This window comes from Burkholderia ambifaria AMMD, assembly GCF_000203915.1.
Classification (GTDB): domain Bacteria; phylum Pseudomonadota; class Gammaproteobacteria; order Burkholderiales; family Burkholderiaceae; genus Burkholderia; species Burkholderia ambifaria.
Map to the genome: position 1 here is coordinate 1003427 of NC_008390.1, position 18376 is coordinate 1021802.

16 protein-coding genes and 1 other RNA gene are annotated in these 18376 nt (G+C 65.0%); 13 read left to right on the forward strand and 4 right to left on the reverse strand.

What is annotated here, in order from left to right; genetic code table 11:
- Nucleotides 1-36: 36 nt before the first annotated feature.
- The 4 genes from ssrA to ompA form a co-directional block, all read right to left on the reverse strand.
- Nucleotides 37-406, reverse strand: a transfer-messenger RNA (tmRNA) gene (gene ssrA, locus BAMB_RS33130).
- 17 nt (nt 407-423) lie between these two features.
- On the reverse strand, nt 424-1140 hold the full coding sequence (gene gph / locus BAMB_RS04655) for a phosphoglycolate phosphatase (RefSeq protein ID WP_011656272.1): 717 nt from the start codon (nt 1138-1140) through the stop codon (nt 424-426).
- A gap of 13 nt (nt 1141-1153) precedes the next feature.
- The gene (gene ubiG / locus BAMB_RS04660; protein ID WP_011656273.1) at nt 1154-1852 is read right to left on the reverse strand and encodes a bifunctional 2-polyprenyl-6-hydroxyphenol methylase/3-demethylubiquinol 3-O-methyltransferase UbiG; all 699 of its coding nucleotides are present in this window, start codon (nt 1850-1852) and stop codon (nt 1154-1156) included.
- A gap of 154 nt (nt 1853-2006) precedes the next feature.
- A complete protein-coding gene (gene ompA / locus BAMB_RS04665) occupies nt 2007-2675 on the reverse strand; it encodes an outer membrane protein OmpA (protein WP_006750761.1) in 669 nt (222 codons plus the stop codon).
- Between the two features lie 537 nt (nt 2676-3212).
- On the opposite strand from ompA, the gene gyrA reads away from it, so the two are divergent.
- The 13 genes from gyrA (at nt 3213) to rfaE1 (ending at nt 18371) form a co-directional block, all read left to right on the forward strand.
- Entirely contained in the window at nt 3213-5816 is a 2604-nt protein-coding gene (gene gyrA, locus BAMB_RS04670; protein ID WP_011656274.1) for a DNA gyrase subunit A, read from the forward strand.
- Between the two features lie 83 nt (nt 5817-5899).
- Nucleotides 5900-6499: a DUF2059 domain-containing protein gene (locus tag BAMB_RS04675; protein WP_006750759.1), complete on the forward strand. Its 600-nt coding sequence runs from the start codon at nt 5900-5902 to the stop codon at nt 6497-6499.
- Nucleotides 6500-6660: 161 nt separating this feature from the next.
- The gene (serC, locus tag BAMB_RS04680) at nt 6661-7743 is read left to right on the forward strand and encodes a 3-phosphoserine/phosphohydroxythreonine transaminase (protein WP_011656276.1); all 1083 of its coding nucleotides are present in this window, start codon (nt 6661-6663) and stop codon (nt 7741-7743) included.
- A gap of 34 nt (nt 7744-7777) precedes the next feature.
- Nucleotides 7778-8860: a prephenate dehydratase gene (gene pheA / locus BAMB_RS04685; protein WP_011656277.1), complete on the forward strand. Its 1083-nt coding sequence runs from the start codon at nt 7778-7780 to the stop codon at nt 8858-8860.
- 186 nt (nt 8861-9046) lie between these two features.
- Nucleotides 9047-9973, forward strand: coding sequence for a prephenate dehydrogenase (locus tag BAMB_RS04690; RefSeq protein WP_041491119.1), 927 nt, complete (start codon nt 9047-9049; stop codon nt 9971-9973).
- A 13-nt stretch (nt 9974-9986) separates the two neighbouring features.
- Nucleotides 9987-11291, forward strand: a complete 1305-nt coding sequence (gene aroA / locus BAMB_RS04695; RefSeq protein ID WP_011656279.1) for a 3-phosphoshikimate 1-carboxyvinyltransferase — start codon at nt 9987-9989, stop codon at nt 11289-11291.
- Nucleotides 11292-11304: 13 nt separating this feature from the next.
- Nucleotides 11305-11991, forward strand: coding sequence for a (d)CMP kinase (gene cmk / locus BAMB_RS04700; RefSeq protein ID WP_006750754.1), 687 nt, complete (start codon nt 11305-11307; stop codon nt 11989-11991).
- A gap of 142 nt (nt 11992-12133) precedes the next feature.
- Entirely contained in the window at nt 12134-13846 is a 1713-nt protein-coding gene (rpsA, locus tag BAMB_RS04705; protein ID WP_034176254.1) for a 30S ribosomal protein S1, read from the forward strand.
- A gap of 22 nt (nt 13847-13868) precedes the next feature.
- Nucleotides 13869-14192 (forward strand): integration host factor subunit beta, encoded by a 324-nt coding sequence (locus BAMB_RS04710; RefSeq protein WP_006750752.1) that lies wholly within the window; start codon nt 13869-13871, stop codon nt 14190-14192.
- A 210-nt stretch (nt 14193-14402) separates the two neighbouring features.
- Nucleotides 14403-14696 (forward strand): lipopolysaccharide assembly protein LapA domain-containing protein, encoded by a 294-nt coding sequence (locus BAMB_RS04715; RefSeq protein ID WP_006750751.1) that lies wholly within the window; start codon nt 14403-14405, stop codon nt 14694-14696.
- Between the two features lie 53 nt (nt 14697-14749).
- The gene (lapB, locus tag BAMB_RS04720) at nt 14750-15922 is read left to right on the forward strand and encodes a lipopolysaccharide assembly protein LapB (protein WP_011656280.1); all 1173 of its coding nucleotides are present in this window, start codon (nt 14750-14752) and stop codon (nt 15920-15922) included.
- A 90-nt stretch (nt 15923-16012) separates the two neighbouring features.
- Complete coding sequence (locus BAMB_RS04725) at nt 16013-17413, forward strand: UDP-glucose dehydrogenase family protein (protein ID WP_011656281.1); 1401 nt, start codon at nt 16013-16015, stop codon at nt 17411-17413.
- A gap of 7 nt (nt 17414-17420) precedes the next feature.
- Complete coding sequence (gene rfaE1, locus BAMB_RS04730; RefSeq protein ID WP_011656282.1) at nt 17421-18371, forward strand: D-glycero-beta-D-manno-heptose-7-phosphate kinase; 951 nt, start codon at nt 17421-17423, stop codon at nt 18369-18371.
- The last annotated feature ends 5 nt before the right edge of the window (nt 18372-18376 follow it).

Here is an 18376-nt window from a genome sequence, read left to right on the forward strand (position 1 = left end):
TCTCTGGTCAAACGTTGGAGACGTTTGGCGGGAATTTGGTGGAGGCGGCGGGAATCGAACCCGCGTCCAGAAGCGCTCCACGACTAGTTCTACATGTTTAGTTCAGTCGTTTGATTTAACCGCAGCGACGCGGACGAACACGCTGCACTACGGCGATTCGCTAGATTTTCGACCCTGGCGTCGCGACGCCGACAGGGCTTAACTGACGTAAATGACCTCTGTCGGTATTGCTACCGGTCTTGCGACACTAGCCCGTCAGTGAACTAGGCAGAGGACGGCGGCCGTTAGGCTGCCAGTGCGAACGTATCGTCGTTTGCAGTTACGATTTTCCCATTGATTAACGAGGTGACGGGTCCTCGACATGCCCTAGCCGCTTCACAACCCCTGTCGAAACCAGGTCGCCCCCGCGGATCAGATCGATCATTATAGCCCAACATCGCGCAGCAGTTCGCGGAGTTCCTGCGTCGAGCCGACGAGATGCTGCGCCTGCCAGTCGCCCGGCGCGGCGCCGTCGCCGCAGTAACCATAGGCGGCCGCGACCGTCGCCATGCCTGCCGCGCTGCCGGCCTGGATGTCACGAAGATCGTCGCCCACGTAGACGATGCGTTCCGGCGCGAGCGTCATTTGTTCGGCCGCATGCAGCAGCGGGGCCGGATGCGGTTTCGAGTGCGGCGTTGTGTCGCCCCCGACGATGCAGGCCGCGCGCGGCGCCAGCCCAAGCAGGTCGGCGAGCGGGGCGGTGAGGCGCATCACCTTGTTCGTGACGATGCCCCAGCGCACGCCGCGTGTATCGAGTTCGTCGAGCACGTCGCCGATCCCTGGGAACAGCGTCGTGTGCACGCAGATGTCCGTCGCGTAATTGGCCAGGAACTCGTCGCGCATCGCGTCGTAGCCGGGCGATTGCGGGTCGATGCCGAACGCGCCGCCGAGCAGGCCGCGCGCACCGGCCGATGCCAGCGGGCGCAGCACGTCGAGCGGTGTTTCGGGCAGGCCGCGCACGCGCTGCATCTTGTTGACGGCTGCGGCGAGATCGGGCGCCGTATCCGCGAGCGTGCCATCGAGGTCGAACAGCACCGCAGCGCAGTGCAGCAGGCGCGGCTCGTCGAGCGCGGCCCGCCCGGTCGAAAGGGGAGTTGTCATGCCGGTTGGAAGGTCACGCGCCGCGGCGGCACGCGACGAGGTAGTTGATGTCGGTGTCGTTCGACAGCGCGAAGCGCTTGCCGATCGGATGATAGGTAATGCCCTTGATCTCCACGATGTGCAGATCGGTGCCGCGCACGAAGCTCGCCAGTTCCGACGGCCGGATGAAGCGCGCGTAGTCGTGGGTACCCTTCGGCAGCATTCGTGCGATGTATTCCGCGCCGATCACCGCGAACAGGTACGACTTCAGGTTGCGGTTCAGCGTCGAGAAGAACACCCAGCCGCCCGGTTTGACGAGCGTGGCGCACGCGGAGACGATGCCGGCCGGCGACGGTACGTGCTCGAGCATCTCCATGCACGTGACGACGTCGTAGGTGCCCGGCTCGCGTTCGGCGAGCGCTTCGGCGGCGATCGCCTCGTAGTCGACCGTGACGCCGCTCTCCAGGCTGTGCAGATCCGCGACGCCGAGCGCCTCGGTCGACAGGTCGATGCCTTTGACCTGCGCGCCGAGCCCGGCCATCGATTCGGACAGGATGCCGCCGCCGCAACCGATATCGAGCGCGCGCTTGCCGGCCAGGTGCGCATGCGCATCGATCCAGCCGAGCCGGACCGGGTTCAGCTCGTGCAAGGGCTTGAATTCGGCATTCGGATCCCACCACCGATGGGCGAGGTCGCTGAATTTCTGGAGTTCGTGCGGATCGGCGTTGGTCATGTCGGCAAACGGGCTACGGGAGGAGGGCGGTGCAACGGTGCGTCAGCCCCGAGTATATAAGATGCGGGCGAGCGGCGAAGCGACGAGCGCGTGGACGGGCGGCAACGAAAAAGCCCCGCCGGAGCGGGGCTTTGAAGCAGTCGAAAACCGTGGCTTACTGCGCCGGAACGGTCGTCTTCTGGACTTCTTGCGTACCGACCACTTCCACTTCCACGCGGCGATCCGGTGCGAGGCAGGCGATCAGTTGCTTGCGGTTCTTCTGGTTGCAGCCCGTCGTGACCGGGTTGCGCTTGCCCTTGCCTTCCGTGTAGATCTTGTTGGCCGGGACACCCTTGCTGACCAGGTACGACTTGACTGCTTGCGCACGGCGCAGCGACAGACGGTCGTTGTACTTGTCCGAACCGATGCGGTCCGTGTAGCCCGTTGCGACGACCACTTCCGTGTTCATGCCCTGGATCTTCGAAGCCAGTTCGTCCAGCTTCTGCTTGCCCAGCGGCTTGAGCGTTGCCTTGTCGAAGTCGAACAGTGCGTCGGCTTGGTACGTGATCTTCTGGCTCGAGATGGCCGGAGCGACCGGAGCGACCGGCGGCTGCGGTGCCTGGGCGACCAGTGCGCCATCGCACTTTGCGTTGGCGGTGGCCGGCGTCCAGAACGCGTCACGCCAGCAGAGCTCGTTCGTGCCGTTCATCCACACCCATTCGCCCGTGCCGTTCACCCAGTTGTCGTTGACGGCTTGACGCGACGCCGGCACCGACTGTGCCGAAGCGGATGCAGCCATAACTGCGGTAGCTGCAATGAACGCGAGCTTTGAAAGTTTATTCATATTTCTCCTCTCGAAATTGAGATTACCGCAGGTTTACTGCGAGCCTGTTGACGGTGACAAGTCATACATTGCTCGAAGTATAACATTGGTGCGGTACAAAAAACGCGGCACCGCTCTGTGTAGACTTCGAGCAGCGTCTAACTTCCAGTGCGTTGGCATTTTGCCATATCGTTCCCTTCCTACGAAAAAAAATCCTCCCCACCCCAAGATCGCCTCCACGTTTGTGGTGCATGCGCAACACCGACCTGCCGTAACTTTTAGGGATTGTCAAGAGCGGGTCGGCGAAATTGCGTGAAAGGCTGCATATGTTTACTCGCGTGCGTGACGCCCATTCGCGGACCCCGCAGCGCAGTGAAGGGGCGCGATCAGGGTTAGGGACGGGGCGGCCCGCGCGTGACGACGTTTCTTGCTGTTTACATATAGAGGGGGTGGCGAACTGGCCGCCGATGGGCGCATGTTAGAATCTCGCGTTGCGTTGCGCATGCAGCGCCCACGCGAAAGGCGGTCGCCGTCTTCGCTCCGAAACGATACGGATACATGGATCAATTCGCCAAAGAGACCCTGCCCACCTCCCTTGAGGAGGAAATGCGCCGTTCGTATCTCGATTACGCGATGAGCGTGATCGTCGGACGTGCCCTTCCGGATGTCCGCGATGGCCTGAAGCCCGTGCACCGGCGCGTACTGTTCGCGATGCACGAACTGAACAACGACTGGAACCGCGCGTACAAGAAATCGGCGCGTATCGTCGGTGACGTGATCGGTAAGTATCACCCGCACGGCGATACCGCGGTGTACGACACGATCGTCCGGATGGCGCAGGACTTCTCGCTGCGCTACATGCTGATCGACGGGCAGGGCAACTTCGGCTCGATCGACGGCGACAATGCCGCGGCGATGCGTTACACCGAAATTCGCATGGCGAAGATCGGTCACGAGCTGCTCGCCGACATCGACAAGGAAACGGTCGACTTCGAGCCGAACTACGACGGCAACGAAATGCAGCCGGCGGTCCTGCCGTCGCGCATTCCGAACCTGCTGATCAACGGCTCGTCGGGCATCGCGGTCGGCATGGCGACCAACATCCCGCCGCACAACCTGAACGAAGTCGTCGACGCTTGTCAGCACCTGCTGAACAACTCCGAAGCGACGATCGACGAGCTGATCGAGATCATCCCGGCCCCGGACTTCCCGACGGCCGGCATCATCTACGGCGTCGCCGGCGTGCGCGACGGCTATCGCACCGGCCGTGGCCGCGTCGTGATGCGCGCCACCACGCACTTCGAGGAGATCGACCGCGGCCAGCGGATGGCGATCATCGTCGACGAGCTGCCGTACCAGGTGAACAAGCGCTCGCTGCTCGAGCGGATCGCCGAGCTCGTCAACGAGAAGAAGCTCGAGGGCATCTCCGACATCCGCGACGAGTCCGACAAGAGCGGCATGCGTGTCGTGATCGAGCTCAAGCGCGGCGAAGTGCCGGAAGTGGTGCTGAACAACCTGTACAAGGCGACGCAGCTGCAGGACACGTTCGGCATGAACATGGTCGCGCTGGTCGACGGCCAGCCGAAGCTGCTGAACCTGAAGGAAATCCTGCAGTGCTTCCTGTCGCACCGACGCGAAGTGCTGACGCGCCGCACGATCTACGAACTGCGCAAGGCCCGCGAACGCGGCCACGTGCTCGAAGGTCTCGCGGTCGCGCTCGCGAACATCGACGAGTTCATCGCGATCATCAAGGCCGCGCCGACGCCGCCGATCGCGAAGCAGGAGCTGATGGCGAAGCCGTGGGATTCGTCGCTCGTGCGCGAGATGCTCACGCGCGCCGAGACCGAGAACGCATCGGCGGGCGGCCGCTCCGCGTATCGTCCGGAAGGCCTGAACCCCGCGTTCGGGATGCAGACCGACGGGCTGTACCGTCTGTCCGACACGCAGGCGCAGGAAATCCTGCAGATGCGTCTGCAACGCCTGACCGGTCTCGAGCAGGACAAGATCATCGGCGAGTACCGCGAAGTGATGGCACAGATCGCCGACCTGCTGGACATCCTCGCGCGCCCGGAGCGGATCACGACGATGATCGGCGACGAGCTGACGTCGGTGAAGGCCGAATTCGGCGACGCACGCCGCTCGCGCATCGAGCTGAACGCGACCGAACTGAATACGGAAGACCTGATCACGCCGCAGGACATGGTCGTCACGATGTCGCACGCGGGCTACGTGAAGTCGCAGCCGCTGTCCGAGTATCGCGCGCAGAAGCGCGGCGGTCGCGGCAAGCAGGCGACGCAGATGAAGGAAGACGACTGGATCGAGACGCTGTTCATCGCGAACACGCACGATTACATCCTGTGCTTCTCGAACCGCGGCCGCGTGTACTGGGTCAAGGTCTATGAAGTGCCGCAGGGCTCGCGCAACTCGCGCGGCCGCCCGATCGTCAACATGTTCCCGCTGCAGGAAGGCGAGAAGATCAACGTCGTGCTGCCGGTCAAGGAATTCTCGGCCGACAAGTTCGTGTTCATGGCGACGTCGCTCGGCACCGTGAAGAAGACGCCGCTCGAGGCATTCAGCCGCCCGATGAAGAAGGGCATCATCGCGGTCGGCCTCGACGAGGGCGACTATCTGATCGGCGCGTCGATCACCGACGGCGCGCACGACGTGATGCTGTTCTCCGACTCCGGCAAGGCCGTGCGCTTCGACGAGAACGACGTGCGCCCGATGGGGCGCGAGGCGCGCGGCGTGCGCGGCATGCAGCTGGAGGACGGCCAGCAGGTCATCGCGCTGCTGGTCGCCGGCAGCGAGGAGCAGACCGTGCTCACCGCGACCGAGAACGGCTATGGCAAGCGCACGCCGATCGCCGAGTACACGCGTCACGGCCGCGGCACGAAGGGGATGATCGCGATCCAGACGTCCGAGCGCAACGGCAAGGTCGTGGCCGCGACGCTCGTCGACGCCGAGGATCAGATCATGCTGATCACGACCGCCGGCGTGTTGATTCGTACCCGCGTTTCCGAGATACGCGAGATGGGGCGCGCTACGCAAGGTGTTACACTCATCAGTCTCGATGAGGGTACCAAGCTCTCCGGCCTGCAGCAGGTCGCGGAAGCCGAAGAGGGCGAAGGCGAGGCCGACGAGGCGTCGGACGGCGAAGCCTGAATAACGGATGAGACTCGAGCCGCCGCGGGCGCCATGCGCCGCGGTCGGCGAGCAACCATTCATATTTCCAAAAGGGAGTGATGATGCAAAAGCAATTCAAGCAACTGGTTCTGCTGGCTGCACTGGTGCCGACGTTCGCGATGGCGCAAGCGCTGTCGAATTCCGCACCGGCTGCGACCGCGGCAGCTGCGCCGATCGACGCCGACAAGAAGGCTGCGATCAAGGATCTGCTCGACGCGATCGACGCGCCGAAGCTCGTGTCGGCTATCGGCAACAGCGCCGAGATGCAGGCAAAGCAGCTCGTGCCGGCGATCCTGTCGGACGCGCTGTCGGAAAACAAGTCGCTGAACGACAAGCAGAAGCAGGCGGCCGTGCCGTCGCTGCAGAAGAACGCGGTGCCGAAGCTGGTTGACGGCGCAGGCAAGGTGTTCGGCACGCAGCAGTTCCAGAGCGACGCGATGTCGGCTCAGTACGACGCTTACGCGAAGTACTACAGCACGTCGGAGATCAAGGATCTGACGACGTTCTACAAGAGCCCGACGGGTCGCAAGTTCATCCAGGTTCAGGATCAGGTCGGTCGCGACGTGGTCAACGGCCTGATGCAGAAGTACATGCCGCAAGCGATCCAGGCGACGCGCGCGCAGGCTGACAAGGAAGTCGCGGCAGTCAAGCCGGGCAAGTAAGCCGTCCGGGCACGCCGCCCGGCCATTCGGCCGGGTTTGGCGGGAGCCTGATGACAGTGCGATAATGGCCGTTTGCGCGCGAGCGCAAGCGGCCATTCCTTTTCTGGCGCGGTTCTTACTGCCGGCGGCAAGCCGGTCGCGTCCCTCCCGAGGTTTTCACGATGCGCGTCTTTAATTTCTCCGCCGGTCCTGCGGCGCTGCCCGAGGAAGTGCTGCGGCAGGCCGCCGACGAAATGCTCGACTGGCACGGCAGCGGCATGAGCGTGATGGAGATGAGCCATCGCGGCAAGGAGTTCATGTCGATCCACGAGGCGGCGCTGGCCGACCTGCGCGAGCTGCTCGACGTGCCGGCCAGCCACCGGATCCTGTTCCTGCAGGGCGGCGGCATTGCCGAGAACGCGATCGTGCCGATGAACCTGCTCGGTTCGCGCCAGACCGCCGACTTCGTCGTGACGGGCTCGTGGTCGCAGAAGTCGTTCAACGAAGCGAAGAAATACGGCACGCCGCATCTGGCCGCATCCGGCAAGACGGCCGACGGTTTCACGCGCGCGCCGGCCCGCGCCGAGTGGCAGCTGTCGGACGATCCGGCTTACGTGCATCTGTGCACGAACGAGACGATCGACGGCGTCGAGACGTTCGAGATCCCCGACCTCGGCGACATCCCGCTCGTCGCGGACGTGTCGTCGCACATCCTGTCGCGCCCGATGGACGTCGCGAAGTACGGCGTGCTGTTCGGCGGCGCGCAGAAGAACATCGGGATGGCCGGCGTGACGGTCGTGATCGTTCGCGAGGATCTGCTCGATCGCGCGCTGTCGATCTGCCCGTCCGCATTCGAATGGAAGACCGTCGCCGCGAACAACTCGCTGTACAACACGCCGCCCACCTATGCGATCTACATCGCGGGCCTCGTGTTCCAGTGGCTGAAGCGGCAGGGCGGCCTCGAGGCGATCGAGGCCCGCAATATCGAGAAGGCGAAGCTGCTCTACGACACGATCGATGCGAGCGGCTTCTACCTGAACAAGGTCGAGCCGGCGGTGCGTTCGCGCATGAACGTACCCTTTTTCCTGGCCGACGAAACGCGCAATGAAGACTTCCTTGCCGGCGCAAAGGCGCGCGGGCTGCTGCAGCTGAAGGGCCACAAGTCCGTCGGCGGCATGCGGGCGTCGATCTACAACGCGGTGCCGCTCGAGGGCGTGAAGGCGCTCGTCGAGTACATGAAGGACTTCGAACAGCGCGGCGCCTGAGCGCGACGCTGTTCAAACAGCACGGCAACTACGCATGGACGACGAACTGAATTCCCGCCTGAAACCGCTGCGCGACCGCATCGATGCGATCGACGCGCAGCTGATCGCGCTCCTCAACCAGCGCGCCGCGGTGGCGCTCGAGGTAGGCGAGGTCAAGAAGCATTTCAACGCGCCGGTGTTTCGGCCGGAGCGCGAGCTGCAAGTGATCGCGCGCCTGCAGGACATGAGCGCGGGGCCGCTCGCGGGCGAGCACATCAGCGCCATCTGGCGCGAGATCATGGCCGCGAGCCGCGCGCTCGAGCAGACGATCCACGTCGCATTCCTCGGGCCGGTCGGCACGTACAGCGAACAGGCGATGTTCGAGTATTTCGGCCAGTCGATCGAAGGGCTGCCGTGTCCGTCGATCGACGAGGTGTTCCGCTCGGTCGAGGCAGGCGCGGCCGCATTCGGCATCGCGCCCGTCGAGAATTCGACCGAAGGCGCGGTGTCGCGCACGCTCGATCTGCTGCTGCAAACCCAGTTGCTGATCAGCGGCGAGCTCGCGCTGCCGATCCATCACAACCTGCTCACGCAGAGCGGCACGCTCGACGGCGTGACGCGCGTCTGCGCACATGCGCAGGCGCTCGCGCAATGCCAGCAGTGGCTTGCCGCGAACGCGCCGCAGCTCGAGCGGCAAGCGGTGTCGAGCAACGCGGAGGCCGCGCGCCTCGCGGCGGCCGACCCGAGCGTCGCGGCCATCGCCGGCGATCGCGCGGCCGCGCACTACGGGCTGCAGATCGCGTTCTCGCTGATCCAGGACGATCCGCACAACCGCACGCGCTTCGTGATCATCGGCAAGGAGCCGGCCGGACAGAGCGGTCACGACCAGACGTCGCTGATCGTGTCGGTGAAGAACGAGCCGGGCGCGGTGTTCAAGCTGCTCGAACCGCTCGCGCGGCACGGCGTGTCGATGACGCGCTTCGAGTCGCGTCCGGCGCGCGTCGGCACGTGGGAGTATTACTTCTACATCGACATCGAAGGGCACCGGGACGAGGCAGCCGTGGCCGCCGCACTCGCGGAGCTCGGCCAGAAGGCCGCGTTCCTGAAGATACTCGGTTCGTATCCGCGCGCGCGCTGACGCGCGGCGGCCCGTCACCCGCACCGCGCGGGCGGCGGGTGCAGCGGGCAGGGCAGGCCGGGTGGCACTGCCGAAGGCGGGCTCGGGCGGTATCCGGTGCAGGGCGCGCCGGGTGCGGGCCCGTTGCCCGGGATCTGGACTTCCGTGCGCGGGGCGTCGTTCCGCGCGCGTCACTTGGCTCTTGTCGTGTCAGGCTTTGCATTCAACAAACTGGTCATTTTCGGCGTCGGCCTGATCGGCGGATCGCTGGCGCGCGCACTGCGCGAGCGCGCGCCGGGCGGCGCGGGTGAAGTCATCGGCGTCGGCCGTTCGCGTGTATCGGTCGAGCGCGCGCTGGCACTCGGCGTGATCGACCGCGCGGCGGCGCTCGACGACGACGCGCAACTGCGCGACGCACTGGCCGGCGCCGATCTCGTGCTGCTGGCCGCCCCGGTCGCGCAAACGGGTCCGCTGCTCGCGCGCATCGCGCCGTGGCTCGACGCCGCGACGATCGTCACCGACGCGGGCAGCACGAAGTCCGATGTCGTCGCGGCCGCGCGCGCAGCGCTCGGTGCGCGGATCGCGCAGTTCGTGCCGGGGCATCCGATCGCCGGGCGCGAGTCGAGCGGCGTCGAAGCCGCGCTGCCCGATCTGTACGTCGGCCGCAACGTCGTGCTGTGCCCGCTGCCGGAGAACGCGCCCGCCTCGGTTGCGCGGATCGACGCGATGTGGCGGGCGACCGGCGCCGACGTGCGCACGATGAGTACCGAGCAGCACGATCGCGTGTTCGCGTCGATCAGTCATCTGCCGCACGTGCTGTCGTTCGCGCTCGTCGAGCAGATTCTCGGCGAGGCGGATGCCGAACTGAAATTCTCGTATGCGGCGGGCGGCTTTCGCGATTTCACGCGGATCGCGGCGTCGAGCCCGGAAATGTGGCGCGACGTGTGCGTCGCGAATCGCGCGGCGCTGCTCGACGAGCTCGACGGCTACACGCGCGTGCTCGCACGGCTGCGTGCGGCGATCGACGCCGGCGACGGCGCGGCGCTCGAAGCCGTGTTCACGCGCTCGCGCGCCGCACGCAAGGCATGGCAGGAGCGCGGCGCGCCGCCCGCTGCCGAACCGGTCAAGAAATAACAGGACGATTCCCATGGACTATCTCGATCTCGGCCCGTATTCCAGCGCTTCGGGCACCGTGCGGCTGCCCGGCTCGAAGAGCATCTCGAACCGCGTGCTGCTGCTCGCGGCGCTTGCCGAAGGCGACACGACGATCACCAACCTGCTGGATTCCGACGACACGCGCGTAATGCTCGATGCGCTCGGCAAGCTCGGCGTGAAGCTCGCGCGCGACGGCGACACCTGTGTCGTCACCGGCACGCGCGGCGCGTTCACCGCGAAGACTGCCGACCTGTTCCTCGGCAATGCGGGCACGGCAGTGCGGCCGTTGACCGCGGCGCTCGCGATCAACGGCGGCGACTATCGCGTGCACGGCGTGCCGCGCATGCACGAGCGGCCGATCGGCGACCTCGTCGACGGCCTGCGCCAGATCGGCGCGCAGATCGACTACGAGCAGAACGAAGGCTTTCCGCCGCTGCGGATCAAGCCCGGGACGATCTCGGTCGACGCGCCGATCCGCGTGCGCGGCGACGTGTCGAGCCAGTTCCTCACCGCGCTGCTGATGACGCTGCCGCTCGTGAAGGCGAAGGATGGCAGGACCGTCGTCGAAATCGACGGCGAGCTGATCTCGAAGCCGTACATCGACATCACGATCCGGCTGATGGAGCGCTTCGGCGTGACCGTCGAGCGCGACGGCTGGCAGCGCTTCGTCGTGCCGGCCGGCGTCCGCTACCGGTCGCCGGGACGCATCATGGTCGAGGGCGATGCGTCGTCGGCCTCGTACTTCCTCGCGGCCGGCGCGCTCGGCGGTGGTCCGCTGCGTGTCGAGGGCGTGGGGCGCGCAAGCATCCAGGGCGACGTCGGCTTCGCCAACGCGCTGATGCAGATGGGGGCGAACGTGTCGATGGGCGACGACTGGATCGAGGTGCGCGGCATCGGCCACGACCACGGCAAGCTCGACCCGATCGACATGGACTTCAACCTCATTCCCGACGCGGCGATGACCATCGCGGTCGCGGCGCTGTTCGCGAGCGGCACGAGCACGCTGCGCAATATCGCGAGCTGGCGCGTGAAGGAAACCGACCGCATCGCGGCGATGGCGACCGAGCTGCGCAAGGTCGGCGCGATCGTCGAGGAAGGTGCCGACTATCTGGTCGTCACGCCGCCGCAACGGCTCACGCCGAATGCCGCGATCGATACGTACGACGATCACCGCATGGCGATGTGCTTCTCGCTCGTCAGCCTGGGCGGCGTGCCCGTGCGGATCAACGATCCGAAGTGCGTCGGCAAGACGTTCCCCGACTATTTCAACCGCTTCGCCGCGCTCGCCAAAGCCTGACCCGACTCACCCGATGAAATCGACCCGACCCTTTCACCCGACCCCCGTCATCACGATCGACGGCCCGACCGCTTCCGGCAAGGGGACCGTCGCGGCGCTCGTCGCCGCGCATCTTGGTTTCCACCTGCTCGACAGCGGCGCGCTGTACCGTCTCGCGGCGCTCGCGAGCGTGCGCTACGGCATCGCGGCGGAGGACATCGATGCCCTTGTGAAGCTGATCGACGATCTTCACATCACGTTCCGCGAGGGCTGCGCGCAGCTCGACGGCGTCGACGTGTCGAACGACATTCGCGCCGAAGCGGTCGGCAACCGCGCGTCGGCGATTGCCGTGCACGGGCCGGTGCGTTCCGCGCTCGTCGCGCGCCAGCGCGCGTTCCGCAAGACGCCGGGCCTCGTCGCCGACGGGCGCGACATGGGCACCGTGATCTTCCCGGACGCCGTGCTGAAGGTGTTCCTGACGGCCAGCGCCGAGGCACGCGCGGCCAGACGGCATAAGCAATTGATGCAAAAAGGTTTTTCTGCTAATATAGATGACTTGCTCCGGGATCTTCGTGAACGTGACGCGCGCGACAGCAATCGCGCAGCGGCGCCACTGAAGCCCGCGGCAGATGCCGAGCTGCTCGATACGTCGGCGCTTTCGGTCGATGAAGCTGTCGACCAGGTGCTGCAGTGGTACCGGGCGCTTGGCCAGCCCGCCTGAAAAGGCGGGTGTTGTAGGTGCTTCGCGCTGGAGCGCGAAGCGTGTTTCGAACCCTTAACCCCGTGTGGAATTCGATCTGGCCCTTTCAGCCTGCCATTTCGGCCGGCGTGGCGCACAGCGATCCATGCACAATCAGATTTTTATGTCCGACCTGCAAACCTCCACCCCGAATACCGAATCCTTTGCGGCTCTGTTCGAAGAGTCGCTGACCCGTCAAGACATGCGCGCCGGCGAAGTGATTTCCGCCGAAGTCGTGCGCGTCGACCACAACTTCGTGGTCGTCAATGCAGGCCTGAAGTCCGAGGCTTACATTCCGATCGAGGAATTCCTGAACGATCAGGGCGAGGTTGAGGTGCAGTCGGGCGATTTCGTGTCCGTCGCGATCGACGCACTCGAAAACGGCTACGGCGACACGATCCTGTCGCGCGACAAGGCGAAGCGCCTTGCATCGTGGCTGTCGCTGGAAAAGGCCCTCGACAACAACGAACTCGTCACCGGCACGATCACCGGCAAGGTGAAGGGCGGCATGACCGTGATGGTCAACGGCATCCGCGCGTTCCTGCCGGGTTCGCTGGTCGACACGCGTCCGGTCAAGGACACGACCCCGTACGAAGGCAAGACGCTCGAGTTCCGCGTGATCAAGCTCGATCGCAAGCGTAACAACGTCGTGCTGTCGCGTCGTGCAGTAATCGAAGCAACCCAAGGCGAAGAGCGCGCGAAGCTGCTCGAGACGCTGAAGGAAGGCGCGATCGTCAACGGCGTGGTCAAGAACATCACCGACTACGGCGCGTTCGTCGACCTCGGCGGCATCGACGGCCTGCTGCACATCACCGACATCGCATGGCGTCGTGTGCGTCACCCGAGCGAAGTCCTGTCGGTTGGCCAGGAAGTCACCGCGAAGATCCTCAAGTTCGACCAAGAGAAGAACCGCGTCTCGCTGGGCATCAAGCAACTGGGCGACGATCCGTGGGAAGGCATCTCGCGCCGTTACCCGTCGGGCACGCGCCTGTTCGGCAAGGTCACGAACATCACCGACTACGGCGCATTCGTCGAAGTGGAATCGGGCATCGAAGGCCTCGTCCACGTGTCGGAAATGGACTGGACCAACAAGAACGTTGCGCCGTCGAAGGTTGTCCAGCTGGGCGACGAAGTCGAAGTCATGGTCCTCGAGATCGACGAAGACCGTCGTCGTATCAGCCTCGGCATGAAGCAGTGCAAGCCGAATCCGTGGGATGACTTCAGCCGCAACTTCAAGAAGGGCGACAAGATCACGGGCGCAATCAAGTCGATCACCGACTTCGGCGTGTTCATCGGTCTGCCGGGCGGCATCGACGGCCTGGTCCACCTGTCGGACCTGTCGTGGAGCGAAGCCGGCGAAGAAGCCGTTCGCAAGTACAAGAAGGGCGACGAAGTCGAAGCAATCGTGCTCGGTATCGACGTCGAGAAGGAGCGTATTTCGCTCGGCATCAAGCAGCTCGAAGGCGACCCGTTCAGCAACTACGTTGCAATGAACGACAAGGGCTCGATCGTCGACGGCGTGGTGAAGTCGGTCGATGCGAAGGGCGCTGTCATCACGCTGACGGGCGACATCGAAGGCTACCTGCGCGCATCGGAAATCTCGCAGGATCGCGTCGAAGACGCACGCAACGTGCTGAAGGAAGGCGACAAGGTCAACGCGATGGTGATCAACATCGATCGCAAGTCGCGTGGCATCAACCTGTCGATCAAGGCGAAGGATTCGGCTGAACAACAGGAAGCGATCCGCGGCCTGCAGTCCGACTCGAGCGCTGCCGCGACCGGTACGACCAACCTCGGCGCGCTGCTGAAGGCGAAGCTCGACGGCCAGAACCAGTAAGCCTCACGAGGTCTGCTGAAGTATGACCAAATCCGAGTTGGTCGCGCAGCTGGCACTGCGATTTCCGCAACTTGTCCTCAAGGATGCGGATTTCGCGGTGAAAACGATGCTCGATGCGATGTCCGACGCCCTGTCGAAAGGGCATCGCATCGAAATTCGGGGTTTCGGCAGCTTCGGCCTCAACCGTCGCCCGGCGCGCGTCGGACGCAACCCGAAGTCGGGGGAGAAAGTGCAGGTGCCCGAGAAGTTCGTGCCTCACTTCAAGCCCGGCAAGGAATTGCGCGAACGCGTCGACGGCCGCGCCGGTGAGCCGCTGAAAGCTGATGATCCGGACGACGAGCGTTGAGCGTCGTTCGGCTTGCCCGGAACCTGTCCGGCGAAGGCTGAAGAAAAAAGCGCCCCTAGCGGGCGCTTTTTTCGTTTTCGGCGGCCGCGTGGCAACGCGCATCCGCAGGATGTGCGGTGACGCGGAAACGCTTCCTTTACAATACGGGTCGATTCGGCGTCGCGAAGGGGAGTCGCGCGTCACGGCAAACCTCAACAAAGAGAGGGCTACATGAAGTTTATCGTCTGGCTGATCCGGGTATTGGTGTTCGTGCTGCTGCTGGTGCTCGCACTGGCCAATACGCAAACCGCGACGCTGAATTTCCTTGCCGGCTACGCATGGCAAGCGCCGCTGATCCTGATCGGCCTCGCGTTCTTCGTCGTGGGTCTGCTGGCCGGCCTGCTGTCCGCACTGCCGGCGATCTTCCGTCTGCGCCTCGAGAACGGGCGCCTGAAGCGCGACCTGCGCGCGGTGCGCGAAACTCCGGTCGTCGTCGATCAGCCGCCGATGCCGCCCGTCATTTAATACGGACGCCGCGCGAATCTCGCGCGGTTTTCGTCTCTGCTTCGATATTTCGCATGGATCTGGATTTCTGGTGGTTGCTCGCAATTCCGGTGGCGTTCGCGCTTGGCTGGGCGGCGTCACGCTATGACCTGAAGAACCTCCTGTCGGAGAGCGCCAACCTGCCGCGATCGTATTTCCGCGGCCTGAACTTTCTGTTGAACGAACAACCGGACAAGGCGATCGACGCGTTCATCGAGGTCGCGAAGCTCGACCCGGAGACGGTCGAACTGCACTTCGCGCTCGGCAACCTGTTTCGCCGCCGCGGTGAAACGGACCGGGCGATCCGCGTGCACCAGAATCTGCTGAGTCGCACGGACCTGCCGGTGAACGAGCGCGACCACGCGCTGTATGAACTCGGCCAGGATTTTCTGAAAGCCGGCCTGCTCGATCGTGCCGAAGAGGCTTTCCACCGGCTCGCCGACGGCGACTACGCGCTGGGTGCGCAGCGGGCGCTGCTGACGATCTACGAGATCGAGAAGGACTGGAACAAGTCGATCGATACCGCGAAGCGGATCGAGTCGATGAGCGACAAGCCGCTCGCCATCGAAATCGCGCAGTTCCACTGCGAACTCGCGCAGGACGCGCTGCAGCGCAAGAACGCCGCGGCAGCGGCCGAACAGCTGAAGCTCGCGCTTGCCGCGAACCCGCAGAACGTGCGCGCGACGATATTGTCGGGCGACGCCGCGGCGGCGGCGGCCGATCACGCGGACGCGATCGAGCACTGGAAGCGCGTCGAAGCGCAGAATCCGGCTTATCTGCCGCTCGTCGCCGACAAGCTGATGAAGGCCTATGTCGCGCTCGGCAAGCCGGTCGAGGGTGCCGAGCTGCTGATGGGTTATGTCGAGCGTTATCCGTCGAACGACCTGCTCGAAATCGCGTATCAGCACATCGCCGGGTTGCGCGGCCAGGAGGCCGCGCATACGCTCGCACGCACGCAGATGGAGAAGTCGCCCAACCTGTCCGGCATGCTGCACCTGCTCGACGCGCAGATCGCGGCCGCCGACGAGCCGCGCCGTAAGGAACTTGAAATGATGCGCGCGCTGATCAAGCAGCGCACCAAAAATCTGCCACGCTATACGTGCCAGAATTGCGGTTTCCGGGCACGGCTTTTCTACTGGCAGTGCCCCGGATGCAGCGGCTGGGAAACCTATGCGCCGCGCCGCGTCGAACCTGCGATGCCGGGCTGATCCCGGCGTGCGGCGCCGACGCGCTGCGGTTGCCGCCGGGTCCGGCCCGGCGGCCAAGTTAGTCAATTACCGGGACGTACCGGAACATCTATGAAAATCACCATCATCGGCGCCGGCTATGTCGGTCTTGTCACGGGCTCCTGTCTCGCCGAGATCGGCCACGACGTCTTCTGCCTGGATGTCGATCAGCGCAAGATCGACATCCTGAACAACGGCGGGATGCCGATTCACGAACCGGGCCTGCTGGACATCATTGCGCGCAACCGCGCGGCAGGACGTCTGCGCTTCTCGACCGACATCGCGGCGAGCGTCGCGCACGGCGAGATCCAGTTCATCGCGGTCGGCACGCCGCCCGACGAGGACGGGTCGGCCGACCTGCAATACGTGCTCGAGGCCGCGCGCAACATCGGCCGTCACATGACGAGTTTCAAGGTGATCGTCGACAAGTCGACGGTGCCGGTCGGCACCGCGCAGCGCGTGCATGCCGTGGTCGACGAGGCGCTCGGCGCGCGCGGGCTCGCGGGCAGCGTCGCGCACCGGTTCTCGGTCGTATCGAATCCGGAATTCCTGAAGGAAGGCGCGGCAGTCGAGGACTTCATGCGCCCGGACCGAATCATCATCGGCGTCGACGACGACGAGACGGGCACGGTGGCGCGCGAGAAGATGAAGAAGCTGTATGCGCCGTTCAACCGCAACCACGAGCGCACGATCTACATGGACGTGCGTTCGGCGGAATTCGCCAAGTATGCGGCGAATGCGATGCTCGCGACGCGCATCTCGTTCATGAACGAGATGTCGAATCTCGCCGACAAGGTCGGCGCCGACATCGAAGCCGTGCGCCGCGGGATCGGCTCCGATCCGCGCATCGGCTATCACTTCCTGTACGCGGGCGTCGGTTACGGCGGCTCATGCTTCCCGAAGGACGTGCAGGCGCTGATCCGCACCGCGGGCGAAAACGGCCAGCCGCTGCGCATCCTGGAGGCCGTCGAAGCCGCCAACTCCGCGCAGAAGGATGTGCTGATCGGCAAGATCGAACAGCGCTTCGGCGCGGACCTGACCGGTCGCGAATTCGCGGTCTGGGGCCTCGCGTTCAAGCCGAATACCGACGACATGCGCGAGGCGCCGAGCCGCCGGCTGATCGCCGCGCTGCTCGATCGTGGCGCGACCGTGCGCGCGTACGATCCGGTCGCGATCGACGAAGCGCGCCGCGTGTTCGCGCTCGATCTTGGCGAGGCTTCCGACGCGCTTGCGCGCCTCCATTTCGTCGATACCCAGGACGCAGCCGTGATCGCCGCGGATGCGCTCGTGATCGTCACCGAGTGGAAGGAATTCAGGAGCCCGGATTTCACGCGCCTGAAGGCCGAGCTGAAGGCGCCGGTGATCTTCGACGGGCGCAACCTGTACGAGCCGGACGCGATGGCCGAACTCGGCATCGACTACCATGCGATCGGGCGTCCGCATGTCGCTCCCCAGTCTGCCTCCCGTGGATGAACGCACGATGACTACCCTTCGAGAAGTGGTGCCGGTACCGCGTGCGCAGCTCGCGGGTTCGCGCGTGCTCGTCGTCGGGGACGTGATGCTCGACCGCTACTGGTTCGGCAACGTCGACCGCATTTCGCCGGAAGCGCCGGTGCCCGTCGTGCATGTGCAGCGTCAGGAGGAGCGCCTCGGCGGCGCGGCCAACGTCGCGCGCAACGCCGTGACGCTCGGCGGTCAGGCCGGGCTGCTGTGCGTGGTCGGCTGTGACGAACCGGGCGAGCGGATTGTCGAGTTGCTCGACAGCAGCGGCGTGACGCCTCATCTTGAGCGCGATGCGTCGCTGCCGACGACGATCAAGCTGCGCGTGCTCGCGCGTCAGCAGCAGTTGTTGCGGGTCGACTTCGAGGCGATGCCGAAGCACGAGGTGTTGCTCGCGGGGCTCGCGCGTTTCGATGTACTGCTGCCGCAGCACGACGTCGTGCTGATGTCGGATTACGCGAAAGGCGGCCTGACGCACGTGACGACGATGATCGACAAGGCCCGTGCGGCCGGCAAGCCGGTGCTCGTCGATCCGAAGGGCGGCGACTGGGCGCGCTATCGCGGCGCGTCGCTGATCACGCCGAACCGCGCCGAGTTGCGCGAAGTCGTCGGTCAGTGGCAATCGGAAGACGACCTGCGCGCGCGTGTCGCCAGGCTGCGTGCGGATCTCGATCTCGACGCGCTGCTGCTCACGCGTTCCGAAGAGGGGATGACGCTTTTTTCCGCAAACGGCGAACTGCATGCCCCGGCGCTTGCGCGCGAGGTGTATGACGTGTCCGGCGCGGGCGATACCGTGATCGCGACGGTCGCGACGATGCTCGGCGCCGGCGTGCCGCTCGTCGATGCCGTCGTGCTCGCGAACCGTGCGGCGGGCATCGTGGTCGGCAAGCTCGGTACGGCCACGGTAGACTACGACGAACTGTTTCACTGAGTGCA

Coding starts and splice junctions, on each gene's coding strand:
- aroA (WP_011656279.1), top strand. CDS start 9,987: ATGGACTATCTCGATCTCGGCCCGTATTCCAGCGCTTCGGGCACCGTG.
- serC (WP_011656276.1), top strand. CDS start 6,661: ATGCGCGTCTTTAATTTCTCCGCCGGTCCTGCGGCGCTGCCCGAGGAA.
- ompA (WP_006750761.1), bottom strand. CDS start 2,675: ATGAATAAACTTTCAAAGCTCGCGTTCATTGCAGCTACCGCAGTTATG.
- rpsA (WP_034176254.1), top strand. CDS start 12,134: ATGTCCGACCTGCAAACCTCCACCCCGAATACCGAATCCTTTGCGGCT.
- ubiG (WP_011656273.1), bottom strand. CDS start 1,852: ATGACCAACGCCGATCCGCACGAACTCCAGAAATTCAGCGACCTCGCC.
- BAMB_RS04725 (WP_011656281.1), top strand. CDS start 16,013: ATGAAAATCACCATCATCGGCGCCGGCTATGTCGGTCTTGTCACGGGC.
- pheA (WP_011656277.1), top strand. CDS start 7,778: ATGGACGACGAACTGAATTCCCGCCTGAAACCGCTGCGCGACCGCATC.
- lapB (WP_011656280.1), top strand. CDS start 14,750: ATGGATCTGGATTTCTGGTGGTTGCTCGCAATTCCGGTGGCGTTCGCG.
- gyrA (WP_011656274.1), top strand. CDS start 3,213: ATGGATCAATTCGCCAAAGAGACCCTGCCCACCTCCCTTGAGGAGGAA.
- rfaE1 (WP_011656282.1), top strand. CDS start 17,421: ATGACTACCCTTCGAGAAGTGGTGCCGGTACCGCGTGCGCAGCTCGCG.
- BAMB_RS04715 (WP_006750751.1), top strand. CDS start 14,403: ATGAAGTTTATCGTCTGGCTGATCCGGGTATTGGTGTTCGTGCTGCTG.
- cmk (WP_006750754.1), top strand. CDS start 11,305: ATGAAATCGACCCGACCCTTTCACCCGACCCCCGTCATCACGATCGAC.
- gph (WP_011656272.1), bottom strand. CDS start 1,140: ATGACAACTCCCCTTTCGACCGGGCGGGCCGCGCTCGACGAGCCGCGC.
- BAMB_RS04675 (WP_006750759.1), top strand. CDS start 5,900: ATGCAAAAGCAATTCAAGCAACTGGTTCTGCTGGCTGCACTGGTGCCG.
- BAMB_RS04710 (WP_006750752.1), top strand. CDS start 13,869: ATGACCAAATCCGAGTTGGTCGCGCAGCTGGCACTGCGATTTCCGCAA.